This window comes from Vibrio sp. YT-19(2023) (assembly GCF_033337395.1).
The window spans coordinates 136,638-153,376 of sequence record NZ_JAWOQN010000001.1 but is presented as its reverse complement, the minus strand read 5'-3'; the positions used below and the strand labels follow the sequence as shown (position 1 = coordinate 153,376).

Below are 16,739 nucleotides of genomic sequence, written 5' to 3'. Positions count from 1 at the left end.
AGCTGCGCTTTGAGCGCAGCTTTTTTGTATAGAACTAGTCACTGATATCTGGCAGTTGTTTGGCCATTACCACGCCAGCAAAAGTAATAAAAGAGAACACTAACACCACAGCTGAAAGGCTCAAGAAGTTCGACATAACACCAAGAGAGCTCATTAGAAGCAGCATTATCCCAACCACTGTGTTACTCACGGCTACATAGCTCGTCCGTTTGTCACCTTCTGCGATATCAACTAAATAGGTTTTTCGTCCGACTCGTATTCCGTCGTGGGCAATACAAACACAAAAGTAAAGCAGAGGAATCACGAATAGGAAGCTTTGGCTAGCGGTGACCCATGTATCGTAAACAAATAACACAACACCAAGTAGCGCGCTCATCATTGCGCCTATGACCATCACACTGCGGCTGGAGCGATCGGACATTCTTCCCCAGAAAGGACCTGACACAAAGGAGGCTAAGCCACTCGCAAACATAAAGAGAGCTAGCACCCAGAGCTGTCCACCCAGAGATTGCTGTGCCAGCACAACGTAGTACGGTGCACTCAGCGCAGAACATAAAAATAGTGTCCGCGTGATAACGAATCGACGAAAGGTCACGTCTGTCTTAAGTAACGCGAGTTGTTTAAATGCTTCGAGGACGCCATTTCGACCACCATCTACCTCACCGGCATACTCATTAATTCGCGCATATACGAATGCCGCGATGAGCCATATGACGCCCGCTAAGCCTAAACTCAGACCGTAAAAGCGCTCTGTCGGCTCTACGTCCCATAACCAGGCTAGTGCCAGAAGGCTAGCGAAAAGCAGCGTAACCAGGCCAGCAGCGCTTGAAGACCAGCCGTTGACTTGACCTCGTTGGTTTTTAGGGATGGTTTTGCCCAATACATCTTTTGATGCGACGGAATTTAAACCGCGTGAGAGGCTGAAGATCACAAGACATGCAATCACACCATAACCCGCAGCTGCTCCTGTTAGAGTTAATGCGACCAATCCGATTGCAAATATGGAAAGAGCCTGCAAGATGCTGCCAATTACCCAGACCCATTTTCTTACTGGAATGCGTCGGATGTAGTGCGCGATGCTAAGTTGTGGGATAAGGGATCCTGACTCACGAATAGGAACCAGCCAACCAATTAAGTAAACCGGAGCCCCGAGACTTTGTAGTATCCACGGCAACGTGACTTTAGGATTGATTAACGCATCGCCGACTTTCGTTAAAAACTGAGCGAGAATGATTTTAAGAAAGTTGCCGGGAACTTGATGACAAGCTGATTCAGGAATCGCCTTACAGGCACGGGCATCTTCGTCATTAACGATCTTTTCGTAAATGCTGTTTTGTTTGTCCTTGTTCATCAACCTGCCTATGTTCAACTTATTCATTTCGCGAATAAATTAACATTAAACCCAGATTGATGTTAAGTGAAGCACGTTATCAAGCCCACAGAAAACCGGTTGTTATTCGCAGGAGCAGATTGTGCTAAAGTGGCGTAAACAAAATAACAACGATATTCAATAAGGATTCTTTCATGGACGCTCTCGATCTTTTGCTCAATCGCCGATCTATCGCGAAGTTATCCGCGCCTGCACCAGAAGGTAAAGCACTTGAGAACATCATTCGTGCTGGCCTTCGTGCGCCTGACCATGCGGGATTAACCCCTTGGCGTTTCGTTATCGCACAGGGCGATGGTTTGAAAAAACTGTCAGATATATTGGTAAAAGCGGCAGAAGCTGAAAATAGTGATGAAGCGGTGGTCGAAAAGGTAAAGAATGCCCCATTTCGCGCACCAATGGTGATCACGGTGATTGCTAAAGTAACAGAACATGAGAAAGTACCAGCACTAGAGCAACACTTATCTGCGGGATGCGCTGTACAAGCGATGCAAATGGCAGCTGTAGCGCAAGGCTTTCAAGGGTTTTGGCGCTCAGGTAAGTGGATGTTCCATCCAGAAGTTCATCAAGCATTTGGTTTAGAGGGTGACGATGAGATTGTTGGTTTCTTGTACTTAGGCACGCCTGGTTGTACACCGATGAAAGTTCCTGAGCGTGACCTTTCTCAGTTTGTTGAATTCCTGTAACTAAAAACTTAAATAAACTGACTGTTTATTTATACAGTTTTTCTTGATTTATTAGGGCTACATTCGATAATGTGGCCCTAATTATATTTATTTCCAAAACGTTATGTCTCGTCTGTTTATTGCTGAAAAACCAAGCTTAGGCCGTGCGATTGCCGCTGCACTGCCAAACCCTCAAAAGAAAGATCAAGGATTCATCCGCTGTGGGAACGGGGATATCGTTACTTGGTGTATCGGCCATTTGCTCGAACAAGTCGAACCTGACGCTTACGATGAGCGTTATAAGAAGTGGAATATGGCAGATTTACCAATTGTTCCGCAGCAATGGCAGCTCAGACCGAGGAAAAGCGCAAGTAAGCAATTAACAGTGATTCGTAAATTGCTCAAAGAAGCTAACGAAGTCATTCATGCAGGAGACCCAGATCGAGAGGGTCAGCTGTTAGTTGATGAAGTTCTGGACTATTGCAAGTTATCTAAAACCAAGAAGGAATCCACACAGCGTTTGCTGATTTCCGACTTGAACTTACCTGCGGTTAAACGCGCACTCAGTTCTATGCGCAGTAATCGCGAGTTTATCCCACTTTCAGTTTCTGCATTGGCCCGCTCTCGGGCTGATTGGCTGTATGGTATGAACATGTCTCGTGCTTATACCTTGCTTGGTCAAAAAGCAGGGTATCAAGGTGTTCTCTCGGTAGGGCGAGTGCAAACGCCAGTTCTTGGCTTAGTGGTGCGTCGTGATGAAGAAATCGAAAACTTTGTCCCGAAGGACTATTTTACCCTACATGCTCTGATCCCATATCAAGATGCCAATGGTACTTTTGATATTCGTGCTCGTTGGAAGCCAAGTGAGGCATGCAAGCCTTGGCAGGACGAAGAAGGTCGAGTATTAAACCGTAAGTTGGTAGAAAATGTTGCAAACCGTATTGCAAATCAACCCGCAAAAGTGACAGAGTCGGAACAAAAGCAAACCAAGCAATCAGCACCATTACCTTATTCGTTATCTGCTTTACAGATCGATGCCGCGAAGCGCTATGGTATGAGTGCGCAACAAGTACTAGATACTTGTCAGGCATTGTATGAAAAGCACAAGCTGATCACTTACCCGCGTTCAGATTGTCGCTATTTGCCGATGGAACACTACTCACAAGCAGGGACGGTGACAACTGCTATTGCGAATAACGCAAAAGAGTTGCAAGTTGCCGTTCAGGGAGCAGACTTAACATTAAAGTCCAAAGCCTGGAACGATAAAAAAGTGGATGCACACCATGCGATTATCCCTACACCGAAGCAAGCTAATGTGAATGCGCTTTCCGGCAATGAGATGAAAGTGTATCAATTGATTGCGCGCCAGTACCTCATGCAGTTCTATCCGGCGGCGGTTTACGCAGAAGCGAAATTGGTTTTCGATATCGCTAGTGGTACGTTTGTCGCGAAAGGTCGTCAGTTAGTTTCGCCGGGTTGGAAAGCGCTAATGGGCAAAACTGACAAGGAAGATGAAGGTATTGATGCCGTGCCACCGCTACCCGAAGGCACCGTGTTAACTTGTCGTGAAGGGGAAATAAAAGACCGAAAAACCGAGCCACCAAAGCATTTTACCGAGGCATCGCTGTTGCAAGCGATGACCGGGATCGCCCGTTATGTTGCGGATAAAGAACTGAAAAAAATCCTTCGTGACACTGATGGGCTAGGCACGGAAGCGACTCGCGCTGGTATTTTGGACACGCTGTTCAAACGCCAACTGCTTACGCGTCAAGGTAAGTCAATTCTCAGTTCTCCTGCGGGAAGAGGTCTCATTCATGCCTTGCCAGAAGATTCAACATACCCTGATATGACGGCTCATTGGGAGCACCAGTTACAAGGTATGGCAGAGAGAAATCAAGCATATCAGCCGTTCATGCAAGCACTGGAACAACGCATTGATAGCTTGATGGCACAAGTAAAAGCAGGGCCTATCCCTGATTCGTTACGTCATCTACCCAAGGTGGAACGTCCTGCGTTTAAACGTAAAAAGCGCAGTTATTCAAAGAATGGTGGCGCGACTAAATCTCGTTCAACCAAAGGTAAGTAGGCATAGGACAAGCGCGGCGTAATTAAACACCGCGCATGCTTGAAAATAGATTACTCGAACAGGTCACCGTGGTTTTGGATCGCGCCTCTTACTTCACCTTGAGTTAACACGCGTTTGTCCAGTACCTCTTTCACCTGGTTGCCCAAGTCAACTAATGTATCTCGATTCGCTTGAGTTTGGCGTTTACCAGCACTTCTCAAGCAGTAATTTAGTTCGTGCTCTTCGCTAAAATTAACCAAATCCCTATCTGCTGCCATCGAGCTTTCTCCTTATTTGTTCTACTTTTTCCTAAGTCTGGATTGGATGTAGATAAATTCAAGTTAGATTGCGCGAATTATGCTGGTGGATCACTGATGAACATTATGTTTGCCAACCAAGTCACGATTATGAAGCCTGGCTTTGATGGTATTTGGTTTAGTGATGGTTGTGTCTTAATGCTGCTACCAAGGTAACTCAGTACCATCGTAGTTAATAAATCGACCTGAAAGCTGCGGTGTGCTCAGCTCTATCACGTTCGCTAGGCCTTGCGCGGAGGTTTGCGTATCTATCAAAGCATTTGGCCCGCCCATCTCCGTTTTTACCCAACCAGGGTGAAGCGCTAAAACGGTAAATCCTTCAGGTGTTAAATCATTACTTAAGCTTTTCACAACCGAGTTAAGCGCCGCTTTCGATGAGCGATAAATATAACCGCCACCGGACGTATTTTCGGTCATGCTCCCCACTTTTGATGAGATACAAGCAATCTTTTTTATCTTGCCTTGTTGTAAGCGAGGGTAACAGTGCTCAACCAGTTTTAACGGTGCAATGGTGTTTACTTCGAAGGCTTTACGCCATTCTTCTACGTCAGTGTTTCCAAAGCCATATCCCTTGGGGCCGTAATATCCTGCATTATTGATGAGTAAGTCGATGGCAGGGAGTTTATCGGCAAGCTTAGCGACTTGTTCGTAGTGAGTGACATCCAGTTCGTGCAAAACCAGATTACTGAATTGTGAGGCTAGAGTTTGTAGTTCTGAACTGTTCTCTAAGGAACGGCTAGTAGCATGTACTTGGTGGCCTTGCTTCAGGTACAGCTCAGTTAAGCTAAGGCCAATGCCGCGATTTGCTCCGGTAATAAAGACGGTTTGACTCATACAAACACCTATGTTTTTTTGATTTCAGTTGAAAGTCATTGTGTTAGTTAAGCACAATAAAATCAACCAACCACCACGCACCAACAACAAGAGATGAAAATAGGGATAGGGCACAAAGAGAGCCAAACAGTGCGCCGAGAATAGCAAAGAAAGTAGAATTCATATGTATATTAAATTTAATTGATATTGAAAATCATTATCAATTAAATTGCGTTTTATTCAACCCTTTAAGTTGATACTATTTCGTTACCATTGTTATTAAGAATTTCTCATGCTGCCATTTATCTACCACCCGATTTATTCTCAACTTGAGTTGCCAGAGGGGCATCGTTACCCAATTATGAAATACCAGTACCTCTATGAATCGGTATTGGTGCATATGGAGAAAGATAACTGGAAAGAGCACACGCAGTTTTTCCAGCCCGAAGCATTAACTGTTGGGGAAGTAAAACGTGTTCATGACGAGGAATACGTCGAGTTACTTGTTAGTGGAAACATGCCAGCTGCGAAGATGCGCCGAATAGGTTTTCCTTGGAGTGAGTCTCTCATTACCAGAACGCTAACTTCAGCAGCGGGCACGGCTCTGACCGCAAAAAAGGCACTTGAGTACGGTGTGGCCATTCATTTGAGTGGTGGGTATCACCACGCACACAAAGAGTTTGGCAGTGGTTTTTGTTTATTTAATGACTTAGTGATCGCGGCCAGGCAAGCGCTCGAAGTCGAGCATGTCGATAAAGTATTGATCATTGATAGTGATGTTCACCATGGGGATGGAACAGCAACTTTATGTGACGATGAGCCAGATATCATCACGCTTTCTTTCCACTGTGATAAAAACTTCCCAGCGAGGAAGCCTCAGTCTGACCTCGATGTGCCTATGGTGCGAGGAACAGGTGATGAGGATTTTTTAATGGCGTTTAAAGAAGTGGTCGATATGGCACTTAATCTTCATCGCCCTGATTTGGTTATCTACGATGCTGGTGTCGATATACATCAAGACGATGAGCTTGGATATTTTGATGTGTCGACGCAAGGGATTTTAGAACGTGATAGATTTTTAATGCAAACAGTGAAATCTCGAGGTATCCCTGTCGCAGCTGTCGTTGGAGGTGGATATCGAACGAATCATGCTGACCTCGTCCCAATTCATTTGCAGCTTATCAATGCCGCTAAAGAAGTCTTTATTGATGAGTAGATACAACTAGATGTAAATATCAAATTGATTCAACACTGGAACGAAAGGAAAGGGCATTAATTTTTTGTGGGTTCTTTCGGAGTGTGGCGGAGTGCTTAGTTGCGTTCAAGAAGTGATAAGTGATTTGTACAAATCTTTTAAGTCTGGAGATGCGAAAAAGCCCGCTAATTTCTTAGCGGGCTTTTTCTAAAAGTGGCGGAGAGATAGGGATTTGAACCCTAGATACGCTATTAACGTATGCCGGTTTTCAAGACCGGTGCTTTCAACCACTCAGCCATCTCTCCGTTGTTGAGGCGCATAATATAAGGCTTTGAAAATGTTGTAAACCCCTAGTTGAACTGATTGGATGTTTACTGCGCAAATTTGTGGTTTGTGTTGTTTAAATAAACAAAAACTCCCCAAAAAGGGGAGTTTGAATAGTATATGGATTGCTAGGTATTAATCGTTTTTAGAATAAAAACGCTGTAACTCAGTTAAACCTTGCATCAAAACTGGCAACTTCGGTGCATCATCTCTAAGTCGTTTGTAGTTTTTGTCATACAGCTTGTAGTTGCCAAACTTATCGATCACTGTGGTTTGTGAGCTAGTAATTAAGGCAAGCTCGCGAGTATCGCCCGCCAAGATCCAGCGACGACGACTTTCATCGAATAGGTTGCGACCACTACTGTAATCATATGGGTTGGAAGATACGCCGAGCATATCTTGCAACAGTGTAACTGAGAGGTCCAAGTGACTTGTGCTGTGATTAAATTCGCCAGCCAGCATTCCAGGCCAATGGATCACCATCGGAACTTGTAATTGATAACGGCTGTAGTTGCTGTTTGCTCCCCAGCTGTTCGTATTGGTTTCGTTAAATTCACTACCGTGATTAGAAGTGATGATTACGATGGTGTTTGTCAGTTGTCCCGTCGTTTCTAGTTCATCAATAATACCGGCGATAGTTCTATCCGCCGACTTCACTGCATATTCATAAGCTTTTTTGAATCGCTCACTTGCGGGCATTTCTTCGTCATTATTTGAAGGAATCGATTCAAAATTATCAACGGTGGTGACTTCGATGTAACTAAACCATGGCTGACTTGCTTTCTCTGCTAACCATGTATTCCAGTTTGCGATAGATTGTTTATCGGTATGAGCTTGCGTGCCATCTAGGTCTTCCGCTAAGTTCAAGTCGCGGAAAATAATTTCTGAGTAGAGATCATCTTCAAACCCACTGCCACTGAATAAACCAAAGTTGTAGCCCTGATCTTTCAGTACATCGAGCAATACTGGGGAAGCACCTTGCGCCTTGATGCTTGATGCATAACTGGTCGGTAAGCCATAGAACAAACCAAAGGCCCCGTATGTATCATTACTTGAGCTGTAATGATTACGGAAGTTCTGATTGTTTTCAGCAAACTCATAGAGGTTAGGCATCTCTTCTTGGTTCAGCGCATCCGCTCGTAAATTGTTTATGCTGATCATCAACACATTGAGCTTATTAACTCGGCGGTTAAACTCAAGCTTTTCAAGAGGGTAGTTGACTAACTCTACGTTGCCTTCGTTTTCTGCTAAACGTTTTAGGTATTCCTCACGGTCAAGTAGACCATGTTTTTCCATAAAACTCTTCGCTGTCATCGGGTAAGACAACGGGAAGTTTGAACGCTGGCTAGTAATTGGGTTGTAAAAATACGCATCTGCCCAAATGTAAACCAAATGGCTGGTCATAAAGCTGAGGAAAAAGACGGCCGCGAGAGGGCGTCCTACGTGCTTATGAGATAGTTTGCGCTGTTTTCGCCATACCCATTCGGATAGTGCGAGTTGAATAAGGAAGATCAGCGGCATCACAACAAATAAATGTTGTAGGTCAGTGCTGAGTGCACTTTTGTCTTCGCTGAATAGTAACTCCCAGACAACGGGAGTTAAGTGCAAATTGATCGACTGATACGCTTGGGTATCAATTAATAATATGGTTTGCCCAACGGTTGCGAAAATCACTGCCACCAAACGGAACAATTTCCGCGATGGCAGGATAAACGTCAACGGGAATAGAACAAGCAAGTAAAGTGCGAAAACTAGAAAGCCAAAGTGACCAACCCAAGAAACCGCCAGATAAAACTGACCAAGTAACGTCTCGGGCCAAGGAGACTGAACAATGTAGCGTGTGCCTATCAACATCGATGCAACGATATTGAAGAATGCAAACCAGTGACCCCAACCAACTAGTCGAGATACACGTTCGCCGTATGAGTTTCCGCTGTCTACCATGTATGTGTTCTATTGTCCGTGATTAGTGTGTTTTTGGTGTTTCTAAAGAAGACATCAGCGCCTGAGCAAATTTTTCAGCAATCGCTTTGCGTTGTGAAGCAGCAACACGTTGATTTAAGACATTGGTTGCGATATTTCCGGCAATCATTAGCGTCAACTCAGGAGAAGCAGCGTGTTTTTCAAGAACTGTTGCTACTTCAGCAAGAATTTTTTCTACTTGCTCGTCAGTATATTTAGATGTAATCGGCATAAAGACTCTAATAATGATAGTAAAAGCGGCTTATGATAACCTACAATGCCCATCAACTAAAACCTTGTAGCAAGATAAAATCACTATGAGTCTTCATCTTTCAAACGTTATTCTGCATCAACTGTGCAAAAACGATCAGGACGAGCTGGTTGTAAACTTTCGTCTAGCATCATTAGAGAACGATGCATCTACAGAAAACTTAGTCGCGGAGCTTCACCGAGTATTCCATTCTAAAGCTGGTAAAGGTTTTGGCGCTTTCCAGTCAGACAGCGAATTTCAATTTTGGCTTCAAGAAATGCGCAAAGGAGAGCGAGATTTTTACGACTTCTCACAAATTAGTGCAAATCGCTTGAAAGAAGAGTTGATTAAGTACCCATTTGCGGATGAAGGTATCTTGGTTTTCGCTGAGTATCAGAGTTTAGCAACGGACTACTTGTTCATCGGTATCTTACCAATGAATCAAAGTTTAAAAGTGACCGAAGGTTTGGACATCAGTGCGACAGATTACTTAGATATCACCAAAATGGATATTGCCGCACGCATCGACCTGTCGAGCTACGAGACCGACAAGGAATCCAATCGTTATCTGCAATACATTAAAGGACGCGTTGGCCGTAAAGTGGCGGACTTCTTCCTAGATTTTCTGCAAGCGGATATTGGCTTAGATACTAAACAACAAAACTTAGTGTTGATGCAGGCGGTGGATGATTTTTGTGCTGACTCGAAGCTAGAAAAGCAAGAAGTGAACGAGTACAAGAAACAAGTTTACGACTACTGCAATGAGCAAATTAAATCCGGTGATGAAGTTCAAATCTCAGAACTTTCCGGAGAGCTTCCTCAAAGCCAAGATGGCACGAGCTTTATGGATTTCACCAAAGAGCAAGGGTACGAACTTGAAGAGTCTTTCCCAGGTGATCGTGCGACGGTTCGCAAACTGACTAAATTTGTTGGAGCTGGTGGTGGTTTGAATATTAGCTTCGATAGTCTCTTACTTGGCGAGCGTATTTTTTATGATCCAGAGACGGATACCTTAACGATTAAAGGGACGCCTCCAAATCTAAAAGATCAGTTAAGTCGCAATTAAAATCATATCGTTAAATAAAGAGAGCAAACGGCTCTCTTTTTTTATGTGAATAAGAAACATCCATAGTATATGCTTGTAATTAATGGAGATATGCGAGGGGCAAGTGTTGCTGAAGCCAAAAGAAGGAATACGGCGGTTTGTTTGGTTCTGGTTCGTTTTGTGGTGTGTTTTAGCACTTGGCATTTGGCTGCAAGCCAAACAAACGATTCAAACGATTTCGACTGTAAATGAGTTAGGAAGTAAAGTTGAAGAAGTCAGGCACTTTTTTAACTTCGATCTGCCTTACCGTGTTAAACACGTCGACCAAATTTCACTGAAACTTCAGTTGGCTTATGCAGTTCGCTTACAGCTTGAAAGTGAGTTTTCTGAAGGGAAAATCACACCAGACATCACTCAATTACTTTATACGACCGACCGATTTTTAGAAAGTGCTCGAGCTTTTGTAAGAAGTGACAGTGAATTGGTTTCGTTAGCAGAACAGTTACGAAGCAGCCGTGCTCGAACAGAAAACTCTGAGCAAATTCAGGCAATGTACTATCGCTTAGGTGCGCTTGTTTTTGAGTCTGTCTTTAGTGACTCTGCAACGAATAGCGATACTTACCGTGACTTAGACCGACTTTTTATTGAATCAGAGACGCTCTCTCCCGAAGAGCGAAGTGCTCTTCAGCGCCAGCTTGCTCAAACCTCAAGCGCACTATCTGCTCAGGCACAGGGCAGTTATTTATCCAATCACCTGCTTAATCCAGATTTCCCGAACCAGTTAACTTCGATAAATGATCAGTTGGAACAGAAGCTAATGACTTTTATTGTTTGGTTGTCTGTAATCAGTGGTTTGCTCCTTTTCCTCATTTCATGGGGAGCCTTCTCCCCAAAAACGATTCAACCGATACCACTACCCAGAACCGATGATAAAAAGTCAGAGCAAGTTGGCGATGATGAAAATGGAGCTAACGCTGTTCCCTCAGCTCAGTCAGAAAATTTTCAAAACGTCCAAATGAACGAAGAAAGTTGTAATGAGGTGAATTCATCACAAGTGGAAGTAGTGGAACGTGAGCCGTACATAGATATCAATAAAATGTTAGATTCTCTATCTGGTGACGAGGGCGCTGTGCGGATGTTACTGGAGGTCTTTATTCAGGATCACTCTGGCGATGGCACTAAAATGTATCAGCTGTTAGAAGAGGATAAAGAGCAAGCGCAAAGAGCCGCACACAGTCTTAAAGGGGTCTCAGGGAGTTTAGGTGCAATGCCATTGCACTGTATTTCGGGTGATATTGAACTGTTGATTAAACAAGGGCAAAAAGTGCCGGAAGAGAAGTTGGCATGTTTAGATGATGTCCTAAAACAAACCATACTTTTTGCTAATAATGTTCTCAATAGTGAAAAGATAACAGAAGCGCTAACAGATTGATATTGCTCTGACTTAATGTCATAAAAGTTGAGGTAATAAAGGCTCGAACTATATGACTTAGTTCGCTTTATTCCTGTTCTATACAATTTGTTAAAGGTGTTTTCATGTCCGTTCGCCGAATGTCTTCAATGATGTTGATAGGGCTGGTTATGATGCTTTCAGGGTGCTCCCTGCTCGAAGTCAAGATCGAGAGTCAAACCGTCCCCCTTACCAAACAAGAGCTCAATATGCGTCTTTTGACTCGTGAGTATGCGCAGCAGTTTTTTGCTCAGGTTGAGCAAGCAGCAGACGCACTACACGAACAATATGAGCCTCATGATAAAGTTCATCAATCTTATATTTTACTTTGGAAGATAAATGCTGAAGAAGGCATCCAAGCTTCTGCATACCAAGTGTCCCCAATGGCTGCACTGATTGATACATGGACTTTCACGCTACAAATGGAACAGTTCTTTACTACCGCTTCTGGTAATGAGCTCTTTGCGTCTGATGAGGCTAAGTTAGTTTCCGTTTATTTAGCGAAAGAGGTAGATAAACTGGCTCAATCTTTATTGAAGAAAGAAGCATACATCAAGACAAAAACGTTTGTTGCAGAGTTCGCCAAGCAGCATCCATTCGCTGATCTAAGCATGATTAGGACTCCGGCTTACCGTAGGTGGTTAGATGCAAACCAAATTAGCGAAGAGGAAGCCGTTACAACGCTAGGCACGATGCCAGAAGCACTCGGGGATGTCTCTGATCGTCTAAGTCTGGTATCAGAGCAGACACCAAAAATTATGACGTGGAAAGCGCAGTTGTTGGCCTTGAATAGCTCTGCCAGTATCGAAAAAGTCAATGCGGCGCTCAATAGTTTGCAAGTTACCGCTGATTCGATGAGGGATTTTATCGATAACAACCCAGAGTACATGCGTTATTTGGCAGAACAAATGGCGCTGGAGTTACAACCTTTGGTTGACGATATCGATCAAAGGACGGAGGCGCGTTTATCTCAGTTGGGTGAAGAACGCCAAGCTATAGAGCTGATGGTTGCCAGAGAGCGCCAAGAAATCGCACAGATCATTACCCATGAGCGCGAGAAGTTTGCTCAAGATATGGATCGAGTGTCGCAAGAGGTTGTGAATCTCGCCATGACTAAGCTGATTGAACTTGTCAAAAGTACCATCATCTACTTTATTCTGTTCATTGCCGTTATATTCTTTGCACCGCTTGGATTGGGCTATTGGTTTGGGAAGCGTGCAGCCGTGAAAGCGCCAGTCAAACAAAGCTAACGATTTGTTTTGGAAATAAAAAAAGAGCGCTTTAAAGCGCTCTTTTTTAGTATTGAATTCGGAAGGGAGGTTCTTCCTATCTCTGCGAAGTTAAGCGGTTTGCTGCTTTAATTCGCCTTCAGCTTCTTCAACTGCTTCTGCTGTTGGTTCGCACTTATCAACAAACCAACCCATGTAAGAAGTGAAGATCGTTACGATGATACATACAAAACTCAGCCACATGAACGGGGCATAAGACAGTGTAGCAACACCCAAAATACTGGCCATGTAGATACCGTTGTCACTCCAAGGGACCATACCTGAGGTTAGCGTGCCGCCAAATTCTGCGTTACGAGACAAATTCTTACGTTTGTAGCCTAGACGGTCATAGTTCTTCGCACAGATTTTTGGGGTCAGAATAAGTGAAACGTACATCGCTGAACCAAATACGTTGCCCATAAAGGCCGTACCAATTGTGCTTGTTGCCAATGAACCTGCACTTTGAACGCGTTTTTCAAACAGCTTCGCGATAGTCTCTAGCACGCCTACTTTATCTAGTAGACCGCCAAAACCAAGGCCGAATACGATAACCGCTACCGACCCAAGCATTGAAGACATGCCGCCACGGTTAAGGATTGAGTCAATGAAATCTACGCCAGATGAGATTGCAAACGGAGCCCAAGCCGTGTTGAACGCAGTTAGGAAATCGACATCTTGGATCATCACTGCCCAAATAATACCTAGCAGAGAACCAAAACTGATCACTGGGAATGAAGGCATACGCATCGCTAGAAGTGACAATACGATGATCACAGGAACAAATGAGTAAGGGGTGATGTAGAACTGCTGTTCCATCGCTTTAATGACAGAGTCTACCTGGCTCATGTCAACTTGACCTGCGTAGTGGAAGCCAAATGCAGTAAACATAATGCCTGTAATAATGTAGCTAATGAGTGCTATCGGCAACATGCCTTTAATATGTTCCATCACTTCAACGTTAGACATAGATGAAGCAAGGATTACTGAATCCGATAGAGGCGACATTTTGTCACCAAAGTAACAGCCTGAAAGTACGGCACCTGCAGTGATTGGCGCAGGAACACCAAGACCTTGACCGATACCCATCATTGCAATACCTGCCGTGCCAGCCGCACCCCAAGATGTGCCAGTCGCTAGCGCAGTCAATGAACAGATGATCATGGTCGCGAGCAAAAAGATGGAAGGGTGGATTGCTTTAAGGCCGTAGTAAATAATGGTTGGAACAATACCACCAGAGATCCAAGTACCTACAAGCGCGCCAACGGCCAAAAGGATTAAAACGGCTCCAAGTCCATTGGAAATGCCATTTAGTGCTGCTTTTTCCAGATCTTTATACTGATGGCCAAGCTTTATGCCCAATATCATGACAATGAACCAACCGATGTATAGCGCTAGCTGAATCGGTAGGTCTAGCTTGGCTGTGAACGAAAATGCCAGCAGGAGAAATAAACCGAGCGAGATAAATACCTGTATCAAGCTTGGTAGGCGTGGTGTAACTTGCTTCATATGTGCCTCTGTCAATCTTGGAGCAATAGAGGAAGGCGCTCCTTGTTGTAATCGCGCATAACATACATTAACAAAAATTATATTTCGAACATTTGGTGTTTTATCTTGATGTTCGTCGGTAAAAACGTTTGCTTGTGAAATTAACTGTTAGTTTGTTTTAACTTTTTTGGTTTTAAATGTTGTGTAATGTGAAATTATTGTGCTTCATGTGTTATTTTCTCATTGAGTGGTAAGACCAATTAGGGGACTAAAGTGCTTTCCCTACTTGAAAAATGGTTAAAACCGCAAACCAAACACTAAAAAATCTCGTGTAACCCGGTTTTTCAGAGGAAAAGGTTAAAAAACGCGCTTATTTACAAAATAGGGGTTGAGATTTTGCTGTGAAAAATTAACTATGGGGTAGGTTTTTTAATACATGGAGAGTTAATACGATGAGAGTTGGTTTAGTTGGTTGGCGCGGTATGGTTGGTTCAGTCCTTATGCAGCGTATGGTTGAAGAGAAAGACTTCGACCTAATCGAACCAGTATTCTACAGTACTTCTCAAGTTGGTATTCCTGCTCCTAACTTAGGAAAAGACGCAGGCTTACTGCAAGACGCGTATGATATTGAAAGCTTAAAACAGCTTGATGCGGTAATCACCTGTCAAGGTGGTAGCTACACAGAAAAAGTTTTCCCTGCACTTCGTCAGGCTGGTTGGAAAGGCTACTGGATTGACGCGGCCTCTACGCTACGTATGGCTGAAGATTCGATCATCACACTTGATCCAGTGAACTTAAAGCAAATCCAACAAGGCATCCACGGTGGCACGAACACATTTGTCGGTGGTAACTGTACGGTTAGTTTAATGCTAATGGGGCTAGGTGGTCTATTTGAGAAAGGCCTTGTTGAGTGGACAAGCGCAATGACTTATCAAGCCGCATCTGGTGCTGGTGCGCAAAATATGCGTGAGTTGATCTCGCAAATGGGCGTTATCAATGACTCTGTGAGCTCTGAACTTGCAAACCCATCAAGCTCTATCCTAGATATTGATAAGAAAGTTGCGGATACAATGCGCAGCGGCTCTTTCCCTACAGATAAATTCGGTGTGCCACTAGCTGGTTCGTTGATCCCATGGATCGATGTGAAGCGCGATAATGGTCAGAGTAAAGAAGAGTGGAAAGCGGGCGCTGAGGCGAATAAAATTTTGGGTTCTCAAAGTTCACCTGTTCCAATTGACGGTACTTGTGTGCGTATTGGCGCGATGCGTTGTCACTCTCAAGCACTTACTATCAAGCTTAAACAAAATGTACCAATGGACGAAATCGAAGAAATCATCGCCACTCATAACGATTGGGTGAAAGTGATTCCTAACGACCGTGACATCACTGCTCAAGAGCTAACGCCGGCAAAAGTTACGGGCACAATGTCTGTACCAGTGGGTCGTCTACGTAAGATGGCAATGGGTGATGATTTCCTAAATGCTTTCACTGTTGGTGACCAACTGCTTTGGGGTGCTGCGGAGCCATTGCGTCGTACTCTGCGATTTATTTTGTCTGAGAAAGCATAATCACATCAATCCTTTATTTGATGACAAAATAAAAGAGCTCCTTAGGGAGCTCTTTTTTCATGCGTCGTCTTCCGTTCGAACGACTCTTTTGTCTGGATCGGCCAGTTCACTACCACAATGTTTACAGTAAATTGCGTCAGAGTCGTGCCCTGCGTGGGAGCAGTTTGGGCATTTCACCAATACTTTGTGCGATTGCATCTCTTGGTGCAGTTCGGCAGTGAAAATACCTGTAGGTACCGCCAAAATGGAATAACCCAGTAACATGGTGAGTGATGCAAGCCCTTTACCTAGGTCTGTTTGAGGGACCAAGTCACCATAACCAACCGTTGTGATGGTCACGATCGCCCAATAAATACTTTTAGGAATGCTAGTAAATCCGTTTTCAGGTCCTTCAATGATAAAAATCAATGAGCCGAAAATCGTTACCATAATGGCGACGGAACTAAAGAAGATAAAAATCTTTCTGCGCGCCATAAGCAGTGAACGTAAGAGGATATTGGACTCTTGGAGGTATCGGACTAACTTGAGTATGCGGAATATTCGCATCACTCGCAGCGCCCTGATCACACCCATAAACGAAGCGGATGGGAAGAAGAGTGCTAAATAGGTGGGCAAAATCGCAAGTAAATCGACGACACCATAAAAACTCTTTGCGTAGGCGGCAGGTTTAGGAGAGCAATAAAGCCTTAGAAGGTATTCAATCGTGAATAGGCCAGTAAATGTGTATTCAATAAACTTCAGCTCTTTTTCCCACTCGGCCCGAACGGAGGGTATCGAATCTAACACCAGTACGATTAACGAACTGATGATCGCGATAATGAGAGCAATATCGAACGTTTTACCAGCTTTGGTATGAGTACCAAAAATGGTGACATATAGAGTATGTTTAAGAGAGTCAGTCGTCATGACAAAGCGATCCATTGTTGAATCGCTCTATCATACAAT

14 protein-coding genes and 1 tRNA gene are annotated in these 16,739 nt (G+C 43.9%); 7 read left to right on the top strand and 8 right to left on the bottom strand.

The window, feature by feature from the left end; genetic code table 11:
• Positions 1-34 precede the first annotated feature (34 nt).
• Positions 35-1,351 carry an MFS transporter gene (locus R7E78_RS00680; protein ID WP_025767195.1) on the bottom strand — a complete coding sequence of 439 codons (1,317 nt, stop codon included), beginning with the start codon at positions 1,349-1,351 and terminating at the stop codon, positions 35-37.
• 173 nt (positions 1,352-1,524) lie between these two features.
• Here R7E78_RS00680 and R7E78_RS00675 point away from each other — a divergent pair, with 173 nt between their 5' ends.
• Positions 1,525-2,073, top strand: a complete 549-nt coding sequence (locus R7E78_RS00675; RefSeq protein WP_005380711.1) for an NAD(P)H nitroreductase — start codon at positions 1,525-1,527, stop codon at positions 2,071-2,073.
• Between the two features lie 103 nt (positions 2,074-2,176).
• Complete coding sequence (locus R7E78_RS00670) at positions 2,177-4,138, top strand: DNA topoisomerase III (RefSeq protein WP_158156755.1); 1,962 nt, start codon at positions 2,177-2,179, stop codon at positions 4,136-4,138.
• A 50-nt stretch (positions 4,139-4,188) separates the two neighbouring features.
• Here the strand turns inward: R7E78_RS00670 and R7E78_RS00665 are convergent, their stop codons facing one another.
• Positions 4,189-4,395, bottom strand: coding sequence for a hypothetical protein (locus R7E78_RS00665; RefSeq protein WP_005380717.1), 207 nt, complete (start codon positions 4,393-4,395; stop codon positions 4,189-4,191).
• Between the two features lie 183 nt (positions 4,396-4,578).
• Positions 4,579-5,268: an SDR family oxidoreductase gene (locus R7E78_RS00660; RefSeq protein WP_206959630.1), complete on the bottom strand. Its 690-nt coding sequence runs from the start codon at positions 5,266-5,268 to the stop codon at positions 4,579-4,581.
• A gap of 271 nt (positions 5,269-5,539) precedes the next feature.
• Between R7E78_RS00660 and R7E78_RS00655 the strand changes: the two genes are divergently transcribed.
• Positions 5,540-6,463 carry a histone deacetylase gene (locus tag R7E78_RS00655; RefSeq protein WP_025767197.1) on the top strand — a complete coding sequence of 308 codons (924 nt, stop codon included), beginning with the start codon at positions 5,540-5,542 and terminating at the stop codon, positions 6,461-6,463.
• A 193-nt stretch (positions 6,464-6,656) separates the two neighbouring features.
• Here R7E78_RS00655 and R7E78_RS00650 read toward each other — a convergent pair.
• From R7E78_RS00650 to R7E78_RS00640, 3 genes are all read right to left on the bottom strand, one after another.
• A tRNA-Ser gene (locus R7E78_RS00650) sits at positions 6,657-6,747 on the bottom strand.
• A gap of 154 nt (positions 6,748-6,901) precedes the next feature.
• On the bottom strand, positions 6,902-8,710 hold the full coding sequence (locus R7E78_RS00645; protein WP_005380721.1) for a DUF3413 domain-containing protein: 1,809 nt from the start codon (positions 8,708-8,710) through the stop codon (positions 6,902-6,904).
• 22 nt (positions 8,711-8,732) lie between these two features.
• A complete protein-coding gene (locus tag R7E78_RS00640; RefSeq protein WP_005380722.1) occupies positions 8,733-8,960 on the bottom strand; it encodes a YejL family protein in 228 nt (75 codons plus the stop codon).
• Between the two features lie 85 nt (positions 8,961-9,045).
• On the opposite strand from R7E78_RS00640, the gene yejK reads away from it, so the two are divergent.
• The 3 genes from yejK (at position 9,046) to R7E78_RS00625 (ending at position 12,723) form a co-directional block, all read left to right on the top strand.
• The gene (gene yejK / locus R7E78_RS00635; RefSeq protein WP_206959633.1) at positions 9,046-10,044 is read left to right on the top strand and encodes a nucleoid-associated protein YejK; all 999 of its coding nucleotides are present in this window, start codon (positions 9,046-9,048) and stop codon (positions 10,042-10,044) included.
• An 82-nt stretch (positions 10,045-10,126) separates the two neighbouring features.
• The gene (locus R7E78_RS00630; RefSeq protein ID WP_158156753.1) at positions 10,127-11,455 is read left to right on the top strand and encodes an Hpt domain-containing protein; all 1,329 of its coding nucleotides are present in this window, start codon (positions 10,127-10,129) and stop codon (positions 11,453-11,455) included.
• A gap of 104 nt (positions 11,456-11,559) precedes the next feature.
• Entirely contained in the window at positions 11,560-12,723 is a 1,164-nt protein-coding gene (locus tag R7E78_RS00625) for a chemotaxis protein (protein WP_158156751.1), read from the top strand.
• A gap of 90 nt (positions 12,724-12,813) precedes the next feature.
• Here the strand turns inward: R7E78_RS00625 and nhaC are convergent, their stop codons facing one another.
• Positions 12,814-14,247 (bottom strand): Na+/H+ antiporter NhaC, encoded by a 1,434-nt coding sequence (gene nhaC / locus R7E78_RS00620; protein ID WP_005380726.1) that lies wholly within the window; start codon positions 14,245-14,247, stop codon positions 12,814-12,816.
• 431 nt (positions 14,248-14,678) lie between these two features.
• On the opposite strand from nhaC, the gene asd reads away from it, so the two are divergent.
• A complete protein-coding gene (asd, locus tag R7E78_RS00615) occupies positions 14,679-15,794 on the top strand; it encodes an aspartate-semialdehyde dehydrogenase (RefSeq protein WP_318057578.1) in 1,116 nt (371 codons plus the stop codon).
• Between the two features lie 57 nt (positions 15,795-15,851).
• On the opposite strand, the gene R7E78_RS00610 is transcribed toward asd, so the two are convergent.
• A complete protein-coding gene (locus R7E78_RS00610; protein WP_005380728.1) occupies positions 15,852-16,715 on the bottom strand; it encodes an ion transporter in 864 nt (287 codons plus the stop codon).
• Between the last annotated feature and the right edge of the window lie 24 nt (positions 16,716-16,739).